Origin of the sequence: Gloeocapsa sp. DLM2.Bin57 (assembly GCA_007693955.1) — a bacterium.
Classification (GTDB): domain Bacteria; phylum Cyanobacteriota; class Cyanobacteriia; order Cyanobacteriales; family Gloeocapsaceae; genus Gloeocapsa.
The window spans coordinates 1-9,493 of the sequence record RECR01000028.1 but is presented as its reverse complement, the minus strand read 5'-3'; the positions used below and the strand labels follow the sequence as shown (position 1 = coordinate 9,493).

Genomic DNA, 9,493 nt, shown 5'->3' with positions numbered 1-9,493 from the left:
TAATTAAAAAAGTGGGGATGGGCATCGCCTCACTCAAAAACGGTCAATCATCTCTGAAGGTGAAAGATAAGAAGCCTACAGCGTAATCTTTGATTCGGTATAGGAGTATGTCACTTCTCCATCACTCTATGAGCCTATTTGATTTTGGGATAATTGGCGATCGCTTGCAGTAAAGACAGATGTTTATCAACAGGAGTAAGAGTATTAGCCAGAATCATACCACTAGCCGCTACAGCAGGGATACCGATACCAGGGAAAGTAGAATCACCGCAACAGAATAAACCAGGTAAAGGGGTATCATTACCAGGAAAAGAGCCTTGATCTGCTTTTAAAGCAGGTCCATAAGATCCGCGGTAACGACGTAAGAAACGTTCATGAGTTAGAGGAGTTCCTACCAAAGTTACCTCACAACGACTGCGAATATCAGGTATAATCTTTTCTAGAGCCTGCCACATCACCTCTGTGCGCTCTTGTTTAAGTTGTTGATAAGCTGTACTAGAACGATCTAAATTAGCCCATAAATCATAGGGTTCGGTTGCTGGTGTATAGACGTGGATGACCTGTTTACCCACAGGAGCTAAATTAGGATCTAATACCGAAGGAATAGAAATAGCTACCAGATTTTGGGGAGCAGTTAACTGCCAATCTTTGAGTACGATATAATGACAACCTAGATTTTGAGTGAGCTCAGTTGCATCGATACCGAGATGGAGATGTAAAAAGCTATCACAAGGTGGAGTATTAGCCCGTTGACGTCGATAATCACTAGGTAGGGTAGCAGGATCTAACAAATCTAGAGTATTCCAAATCGAAGCGTTAGAAATCACTGCTTTTGTAGCTCTAATTTCTTGACCATTGCGCAATTTTATCCCCACTGCACGTTGTTTTTCTCCGATAATTTCACTAACGTGAGCATTTAAGCGTAATTTTCCCCCGTATTTTTCTAATCCTCTCACCAAAGCAGCGACGATCGCCCCACTTCCTCCTACAGGATAATCTAAAGCCACTTGAGGACGATACCAATCAGCGAACATAAAAGCCACTTCAGCAGCGCTAGTATGTTCTAAAGGCAATCCAGAGAGCAGAAAACAGAGTAAATTGAGCCAATTATAGATAAAAGGATCAGTAATAATATCTTTAATAACTCGGTCAAAAGCTCCAGTTAATAGAGGTACTTGACCGAGATAGGGTAACAGGGAGGGAGCGAATTTACCGAGGGTGAATATTGCGCCTAAATCAGTGCGTACTGCAGCCGTAGGAACTTTCATTACTGCTTCAGAAAGAGGAGCGATCGCCCCTAATAACTGACGCCATTGTTGAACAGCTGATTCACCCCTTAACTTTAATAAAATCTCTTCAAACTGATTTGAGCCTACTTCAGCGTCAAAATATCCCTCTGGTAGGAAACAGCCCCAACTATGATAATTAACCCAATCTAGTTCCTCTCCGATAGCGTCTAATACCTGTCTGAGAGGGTTAGCAGAAGGAGAATAGGACAAGCCAGAATAGAGAGAAGGTCCTGAGTCAAAGGTATAGCCTTGACGTTCAAAACCGTGGGCTGCACCTCCAGGAAGAGAATGACTTTCACAGACTATTACATCAAAGCCATAATAAGCTAAAAGAGCTCCACAGCAAAGACCACCTACACCACTACCAATGATTACTATTTCGGTTTTATCCATAGTTAGCCATCTTCGTTTTTATCCTTAACGCTTCTGACGATACGAGATAAATCGCTTTTTTCATCCACACTAATTTTAGTAGGTGAACCACTGATAATCCGTTCATAGTTACGGAAAGATTCTTTAATATCAGGTCCATCCTGACTAATAGTGTACTCTCTAATCCCTTTATCGTGCCAAGAACCACGCATTTTAAAGACGTTGATCGCGCGGGACATTTCCCCACGAATTTCCACGTATTGGAGCATAATGATGGTATCTGTAATCGTCGAGATATGGGATTCAGTGATAGAATGAGCACCCATAAATTGATCGGTGGTATTGGTAAAGAATCCTGTTATTTCCTCTTGTTTAGCGTAACCCGTTACCCCAATCACAAACTGTCTAAAAGCGTTATTAGTTACACCTCTAGCCATGGCAGAGAGAGAGTCAATAGCGATACGAGAGGGTTTAAACTCAGTTATTTCCGATTTAATCATTTGTAGGTGATCTTCTAATCCTGCTGATTCGGGGTAACAACAGATGAGCTTGAGCAGTCCTTTTTTCTCCATTTCTTCAAAATCTATTCCCCAGGAGTAAGCGTTACGGGATAGTTGTGCTCGTGATTCTTCGTAAGCGAATAAGATCGCTCTTTCACCTTGACGACAACCTTCTTGGAGAAATTTACTCACTAGTAGGGTTTTACCTGTACCGGTTCCACCTGTAGCCAAGATAATCGAGTCTTTAAAGAAACCACCCCCACACATTTTATCCAAGGTTTTAATACCCGAAGAGATGCGCACGTTAGACGATCGCTGGGTAAGTCGCATCGCACCGAGAGGAAAGATATTGACACCATCTTTAGTGATGGTAAAGGGATATTCTCCCTTCATGTGGGTTGTTCCCCTCAGTTTTAGTATTTCTATTGTACGCCTGCGTCTTTCTCCTTCTAAAACGTTACGCACAATCACCACGTTATCTGAGACGAATTCTTCTACTCCGTAGCGCGCTACTAGTCCGTATTCTTCTATCCTTTCGGTGGTCATAATTGAGGTCACCCCAAGGTGTTTGAGTCGAGCCACCAGACGGAAGATTTCTCTTCTGACTACTGAAGCTGGGTCGTATTGTTGAAATACTGCGGTTACTGAATCTACAGATACTAATTTAGCCTTATATTTACGTATAGCGTACTGTATTCTCTCAATTAAGGCGGACAAGTCGAAGTTACCTACTACTTCTTGACCTTCGGGATCTGGTGAAGCATCAAGTATAAATAGTTTACCATCGTGAATCAGTTGTTCTAAATCCCAACCAAAACTATAAGCATTTTGAATGATATCCGCGGGAGATTCTTCAAAAGTAACGAATAAACCAGGATAATCAAAGTATTTTATCCCATTATATAGAAATTCAACAGCAATCAGAGTTTTTCCCGTTCCGGAAGTTCCACTCACTAGAGTTGTCCTACCGATGGGAATTCCACCGTGACTTATTTCGTCGAAACCCTCTATCATTGTGCGTAGTTTGCGCACTCCTTTAGTTGCTAGTTCTTCTTTTTCTTGTCCTTCGGGATTTGGTTGATTCATTCGAGATTATTAAAAAATGGGTTGTTAAAAGTTATTTAATCTATTAGACATTATTTCTGAGTTTTTTTACAGTTCAAAATCTCTCTCGGTGATTTCTTCATAGAGTAAGTCTAATCCGATTAAAACTCTTTCACGATCTGAGAGATCGCCGATAATTTTTCTGACTGGAGGTGGTAGTATTTTAGCTAATGTAGGCGTTGCTAGTATTTTGTCTTCTTCAGCGAGTTGGGGATTTTTGAGAACATCAATCACCTTGAGAGCATAAACACCTTGAAATTCTTGCTCTAGTATGTTTTTGAGCATTTTTAAGGCTCTTACTGAGTTAGGTGTGTTCCCAGCTACGTAAAGCTTTAATACATAAGTTTTTTTGAGTGCGTTCATCTCATTAAAAAGTATTTTCTAGCTAGGAAAAGTCTCCTATTAAACAGACATCTAGTCTAGCATATATTTGTTTCATAATTCAAAAGGTAAGTCTTCTCTGGGGATGGAACGTCGATACATTTCACACAAATGGGCGATAATGTCTATTAAGGCTAATCGATAATCTAGGAGAATTTCTTCGTTTCTTCCTTCTAATTTAAGTTGTTGAGCAAATTCGTCCATTAGTTTCATGTGAATTTCTAAAACTTTAGAAACTGAAATATCAGCAAAAAAAGCCCTGTTAACGAATAAGTCAATTAAATTATTGGTTTCTTGATCATCACTAAAGTAGCTGAGAATGATGAGACGATATTCTTCAGCTAACATCTCGATTAATTCTTCTTTCTCTTCTAAGGAAAGATTGCGATAAAACAACCTGGGATTACGATTATAATACACACCTAGATACCCTAAACGTTCCTTGAGTTTTTCTGCTAGGCGTCTTTGTTGTAATAACAAAAAACTGTGATTGTACTCTTTTATGGGGACTGAATACTTTTGTGTTGGTGATTCACTGATTTGTGAACTAGGAGCTAAATTGAGAAATTGGGCGATCGCATTATCAATTAGGGGGATTATATATGGTATTTTAGCAACACCTAGAGCTATTTCGGCGCTATGATAAAGATGTGTAGGGTATTTTTGCTGTTCTGAAGGGTTAAATTTTTCGTCTGAATCTATGATCAACACAGGTAAAAGTGTCCCATCTTCGTATAATTGATTAAACATCGGTAGTAGCTCATTATCTTTGACTACTACGAGACAGTCTATTTTTTCTTTATTGGCTTTGACGAAATCGAATAATTTAACTGGAGTCTCTTGGAAAGTCAATGAATAGCGCTGATCACTCAGTACTTCCCGTAAAGACTGAGCGAATTGCACAGATGGCGCATAGATACAGACAGATAGTCGAGGAGACAAGGGTTTAATGCTTTACTTGTAATAGATTTTTAGTAATCTTAACATTTATTGCTCAATATTTAGAATTGTAACAATTTTCTTCATGATTACTTGGCTAGTTGAAATATGTGTATAGATAGCTTATATTGAAGATTATATAGGTTTACCTGTATAATTAGTTAGAGAATTTAATTTAAACATTTCTTAGCCTAAATTTTGGCTCGGTGGTTACTCAAACCCCTTGAATGGAGACGACGCAGATCTTAATATAGTAGCCGCATTAGTCACCAGACTAGGGGAGTACCGACCGTGAACCGTCTGGGATCAGCCTCCCATCAGCGCCTGGGCGAGACCGATGTAGAGGGGTATTCCCAAGGCAATAGCAACTGGTGTGCCTACAGCTGTGGACGAGCCTATGTATGCCGAGGGATTAGCTGACGGGATACCTGCTCGTAAAGTTGGTGGTCCTGAGATATCTGAACTGGAGCAGGCGATGACTGCTAGGATTACGACGCCACCCATGCTAAATCCCGTGATGATATGGGCAATCATGCCGAGACCGAAGGCTATGAACCCATGGAGCAGAGGCGCGACGAAACCATATATAGCGTACCACTGGGCTACTTTACGCAGCTCGTTAATCCTTGCTGTGGCTTCCATACCCATTACTAGCATCAGTATGGAAAGCAGACCGCGGAACAGGGGTTGGTAGAAGCTCTCATAGACACTTTCGGGTCTAGTTAGCAAGCCTATAGCGATGCCGAGTAACAGTGCCGATAGGGCAGAACCCTGGAGGCTTTCTTTGACGATGGGCCAGATCCTGACCCGCTTGGCTGCGCTACGGTACTCTTCTCTAGGATACCCGCTTGCGGTAATGCGCTGCTCTCTGGGATATCCGCCTACGGTAACGGGTTGCTCACTAAGATAGTCCTCTGTGGTAGCGCGCTTCTTGCTAGTATAAATGCTGGCTAAGACGATCGCCGTCACCAGGGCCGGAATATCCATGAAGGGATAGAGTGCCGAGGCCCATGGCTCGTATTGTATGCCTTCAGCTTCCAGTAGCGTCAGGGCTGCTGCGAGGGTAGAGCCACTCACAGCACCGAACAAACCTGCGGTAGCAATAGCATCAACGGTTTTGACTTTCGGTAGCTTGGCTAAGGTTAAGCGCCCGATAAAGACGATAAGAATACCGATTACCATTGCGAAGGCCGCAGGTAAGAGCATCTCCGCCAGATTAGCTGAACGGATGGCAATACCGCCGCTGAGACCGACTTTAAGCAGCAACATGAAGACGATAAATTTATAAATCGCATCTGGAATTACCAGTTGGCTATTGAGGGCAGCAAGGATGCCGCCACCAATCAGAAAAGCGAGTGTTGGGGACTGTAACTGTGTTGTAAACTGCTTCAAAAAATCCGCTAAGAAATCCATTAATACCTCCTGACACCTCATCTAATGAGGAGCGACTATTGTGATAAGTGATCTTTAAAAAAAATTAAGGGTTAAGTTGTTCATCCCTACAGTAGCGAGAACCTGTGGACAGGGTGTTCAGAGATAGCTACTCTCTTCAGAGAGCTGAAAAGTGATAGCCATCCTCCACCAATATTCATATAGTTTAATCTATGAAGATTAAAATCTTTATGTGTTTAAGTCTATACTAAAATCCACAGATTTTTACGCTCTCTAACCTGAATTTGAAACAGAATATTAAATTGAAATGATAAGTTTTTCTTTTGTTTGGCGATCTACCCTTGCAGATATGGTCACCTTGAGGCCGAGTTACGATGTCTCAAGGCGACTACATAGCCGGATCGGTACTATCAATCTACTTGCAATTCGGGTGACTCCGTTGGTGGGGTCGGATCTAAGGGAGGACTATAGCGAGCGACGTTAATCCAAATTACTGAAAACAGTAAGCCAACACCACAACCGATCAAGAAACTCCAACCGTGAGAGGGTTCTAAAACACAGAGCAAGCGGTGATTACTGCCATACACCTGCACGACCCACCCCTCATCCGTATCCAACTTTGGCTGTGACTGCTTCGATTCAAACTTACTCATTGTTTTCCCTCCATACTGGTTTTGTGTATCACTTACAGGATGCTTGCCTGTATCGAACGGAATAACTGCGGACAATCCACCTATATGATTGATGTGTGTAGCAGCTTTAGAATAGTGGTTCTATCTTTAAGCTGCCTTTACTATATTTATAGATATAAATCTATACTTTCAGCAAACACCATATTCTAGAGTTTATGCAATGCCTGGCTAAAAATTGCTTTAAACTTACTGAATCCTTTCATAACCGAAGCTTATCTAAGTTAGTTTCCTAATGTAGGGGTGCCCCTGAAAACCGCCCTAGGGCGAAGTTATTATCTATAAGCTTTAAGCTAAAAAGTCATAGCACCAAAAGGATAAGAATTTTTTATAAAATACTTCCACTAATCTAAATCAATCTTTCTCAACAGATGGTAGTGGATTGAGTACTCTTTAGCATAAACTTAAGGATATGATTTAAGCCAAAACCATAGATTCTTGTCTTGAATTATTACAACAAAAAGCGTTAAGAGGTAACCGATATGACTCAGAAAGCCTACAAGCTAGTTATCGTCACGGAAAAGTTATTACTCAAACAGATCGCCAAGATCATCGATGAAGCCGGGGCTACCGGTTATACGGTGATGCCCGCTGGCGGTAAAGGCAGTCGCAACGTGCGATCGTCGGGACAACCCGCCGTTTCCGAAATCTACTCGAATATAAAGATCGAAGTCCTCACCCCCACTCGGGATATAGCCCTGAAGATTTCAGATGAGGTTGCAGTGCATTTTTTCGATGATTATTCGGGCATCGCCTATCTCTGTGACGCGGAAGTACTGCACGCGCACATATTCTAACTCAAAACCTCGGAACTATCGTACTGAAGAATTATTATTGTCTCTAAATTCGAGCATTCGCTCATTTGGAATAACTCCTGACTAATAAGGGTGCTTTTCATGAGCGCCCCTACTGACGCGAGTGCTATACATACATTTTCCCAATAATGCCGAAATAGCCCAAATTTCTTAAGGTCAAATCATAGAATAAATTAATTGAATTCCTGAATTAAAAAGCAATATAGAACCAACAAATTATAACCCTGACATTATGAAATTTCCTGGTTGTTGGTTAGAATTATCCGATGAAGATATTAATAGATCTATTTAGAAAATGATTTAATTTTAATTACTCATAATCAAGAATATTTGAGCACAATCGAAGAATTAGAAATACTCCTCCCGACAATGTCAAAACTACGCCAACTCAAGACATGAGAATTATTGACTAGCTACCTGACACATTCAGGGGAAGTTAAATAGACTTACTATTGGCTCTCAAACTAAGCTATAATTGAGGGAGTAAAATTCTTAAATTCAAACTAATATGAAACGTTTGCTAACTATTCTTTTATTAACTATCAGTCTTTGGTTGACTAGTCAAAATGCTTTCGCGTTAACCCCAATCAAACTCTTTGATCTATCTTATCAAGAATGCTCTGTTGAAATAGGGGAAGGGAGTGTTAGTAGTGGTGGTGCGAGTTTACCCGCGAGATGCTTTATCGTCTCAGGAAAAGCGGAGAATAAGTCAGGTAAACCCGTTGTTGATGCTGATGTCTTTGGACGTATTTACGACGCTAACGGTAACCCTGTAATGGAAAATCGGGGGAGAATTGGTTCAATTACAGAAATTCCACCAGGGGTTAGCGATTTTGAAATCAGAATATCAGTTCCTACTGAACTACCAACACCTTTAAAGTTGGAACAATTTAAAGCTTCTGGCTTTGCAGCTAGAGTACGTCCATTCTACTATGACGATTAAACACCTGTCAATACAGACCCAACTAATTGTAAAACAATTATCGCCAAAATGGGAGAGAGATCGATTCCTCCTAAGGGTGGAATAAAGGACCGAAAAATGTTTAAATAGGGGTCAGTAATCGGACTTAAAAAGGAGATAGCTTGATAAGCGAAATCAGCGGTTTGAAACCAGCTAAGAATCAAACGAATAAAAATCAAGAGCAGATAAATATTGATGAAGTTAGCTAGACTATTGGTTAGTAATTCAGTAGCACTCATGTAAAATAAAATTTCCTCAATGAATATTTATCAATATCTTAACTTATGGGTAACCATAACACCAAGTGAGAGAATATGGCAAAATAGAAAATGAATTAGGGAAGGAGTTATTAACATATGTTGCCATACATTCTGGCGATCGCTATAGCAGTGAGTAGTCTAACATTATATTTTGCCGCTTTCTTTAAACCAGAAGTGCATCGTCAAGATGATTTCTTATGGAGTGGAGTAGGTTTATTCTATGCTTTAGTACTATGGATCTGCGCACCTAGAATCACTGGGGGGATTTTATTAGGACAAACAGCAGGAGTATTATTATTACTCTGGTATGGTTGGGAGACACTGAAATTAAGAAAAGCGATCGCCAATCCAGAATTAGCAACAGAAATTGAAAATTTTTCTTTAATCCAATGGTTGCAAACTCGTTTTAATAACCTTCTTCCTAAGAGTAAATCTCCTGTAGTGTCAGAAGGTTCTGATCCAACTGCTAATCTTGAGGATTTAGCAGAAACATCGACAAAAACGACTCTTCAATCAGAAACACCTAAAACTAAAGATAAATCTCGTGGTTTTACCCAAATATTTTCGGGAATCACAGGTATTTTTAGTAAATCTAAAACTACTGAATCGATTCAACCAGAGGAAGAAGAGGATATTTTCTCAGATACTGTAACTGTAGCCGAATCTCCCCAATCAGTTAAGCAAACAGAAACTCCAGAAACATCTTCTGATACTATTACTGCTAGTCAGGAGTCAGAAACTCCAGAAACATCTTCTGATACTATTACTGCTAGTCAGGAGTCAGAAACTCC

General features: G+C 40.5%; 10 protein-coding genes. 3 read left to right on the top strand and 7 right to left on the bottom strand.

The window, feature by feature from the left end; translation table 11 throughout:
• Window positions 1-134 precede the first annotated feature (134 nt).
• The 6 genes from EA365_00870 to EA365_00845 form a co-directional block, all read right to left on the bottom strand.
• The gene (locus EA365_00870) at window positions 135-1,682 is read right to left on the bottom strand and encodes an FAD-dependent oxidoreductase (GenBank protein TVQ48918.1); all 1,548 of its coding nucleotides are present in this window, start codon (window positions 1,680-1,682) and stop codon (window positions 135-137) included.
• A gap of 2 nt (window positions 1,683-1,684) precedes the next feature.
• On the bottom strand, window positions 1,685-3,247 hold the full coding sequence (gene kaiC / locus EA365_00865) for a circadian clock protein KaiC (protein TVQ48917.1): 1,563 nt from the start codon (window positions 3,245-3,247) through the stop codon (window positions 1,685-1,687).
• 66 nt (window positions 3,248-3,313) lie between these two features.
• Window positions 3,314-3,628: a circadian clock protein KaiB gene (kaiB, locus tag EA365_00860; GenBank protein TVQ48916.1), complete on the bottom strand. Its 315-nt coding sequence runs from the start codon at window positions 3,626-3,628 to the stop codon at window positions 3,314-3,316.
• Between the two features lie 72 nt (window positions 3,629-3,700).
• A complete protein-coding gene (locus tag EA365_00855; protein ID TVQ48915.1) occupies window positions 3,701-4,588 on the bottom strand; it encodes a circadian clock protein KaiA in 888 nt (295 codons plus the stop codon).
• Between the two features lie 303 nt (window positions 4,589-4,891).
• Window positions 4,892-5,998: a sodium-dependent bicarbonate transport family permease gene (locus EA365_00850; GenBank protein ID TVQ48914.1), complete on the bottom strand. Its 1,107-nt coding sequence runs from the start codon at window positions 5,996-5,998 to the stop codon at window positions 4,892-4,894.
• A 389-nt stretch (window positions 5,999-6,387) separates the two neighbouring features.
• Window positions 6,388-6,630: a hypothetical protein gene (locus EA365_00845; protein TVQ48919.1), complete on the bottom strand. Its 243-nt coding sequence runs from the start codon at window positions 6,628-6,630 to the stop codon at window positions 6,388-6,390.
• A 518-nt stretch (window positions 6,631-7,148) separates the two neighbouring features.
• Between EA365_00845 and EA365_00840 the strand changes: the two genes are divergently transcribed.
• A complete protein-coding gene (locus tag EA365_00840) occupies window positions 7,149-7,463 on the top strand; it encodes a hypothetical protein (protein TVQ48913.1) in 315 nt (104 codons plus the stop codon).
• 526 nt (window positions 7,464-7,989) lie between these two features.
• A complete protein-coding gene (locus tag EA365_00835; protein ID TVQ48912.1) occupies window positions 7,990-8,424 on the top strand; it encodes a hypothetical protein in 435 nt (144 codons plus the stop codon).
• On the opposite strand, the gene EA365_00830 is transcribed toward EA365_00835, so the two are convergent.
• The gene (locus EA365_00830) at window positions 8,421-8,681 is read right to left on the bottom strand and encodes a YggT family protein (protein TVQ48911.1); all 261 of its coding nucleotides are present in this window, start codon (window positions 8,679-8,681) and stop codon (window positions 8,421-8,423) included. The two genes, EA365_00835 and EA365_00830, sit on opposite strands and share 4 nt — an antisense overlap.
• 117 nt (window positions 8,682-8,798) lie before the next feature.
• On the opposite strand from EA365_00830, the gene EA365_00825 reads away from it, so the two are divergent.
• Window positions 8,799-9,493, top strand: a 695-nt coding sequence (locus EA365_00825) for a hypothetical protein (GenBank protein ID TVQ48910.1), incomplete at its 3' end; no start/stop codon positions are given.

What these genes read in the sequence shown, in the direction of transcription:
- kaiC (TVQ48917.1), bottom strand. Translation starts at nt 3,247, where the DNA reads ATGAATCAACCAAATCCCGAAGGACAAGAAAAAGAAGAACTAGCAACT.
- kaiB (TVQ48916.1), bottom strand. Translation starts at nt 3,628, where the DNA reads ATGAACGCACTCAAAAAAACTTATGTATTAAAGCTTTACGTAGCTGGG.
- EA365_00845 (TVQ48919.1), bottom strand. Translation starts at nt 6,630, where the DNA reads ATGAGTAAGTTTGAATCGAAGCAGTCACAGCCAAAGTTGGATACGGAT.
- EA365_00830 (TVQ48911.1), bottom strand. Translation starts at nt 8,681, where the DNA reads ATGAGTGCTACTGAATTACTAACCAATAGTCTAGCTAACTTCATCAAT.
- EA365_00870 (TVQ48918.1), bottom strand. Translation starts at nt 1,682, where the DNA reads ATGGATAAAACCGAAATAGTAATCATTGGTAGTGGTGTAGGTGGTCTT.
- EA365_00850 (TVQ48914.1), bottom strand. Translation starts at nt 5,998, where the DNA reads ATGGATTTCTTAGCGGATTTTTTGAAGCAGTTTACAACACAGTTACAG.
- EA365_00835 (TVQ48912.1), top strand. Translation starts at nt 7,990, where the DNA reads ATGAAACGTTTGCTAACTATTCTTTTATTAACTATCAGTCTTTGGTTG.
- EA365_00840 (TVQ48913.1), top strand. Translation starts at nt 7,149, where the DNA reads ATGACTCAGAAAGCCTACAAGCTAGTTATCGTCACGGAAAAGTTATTA.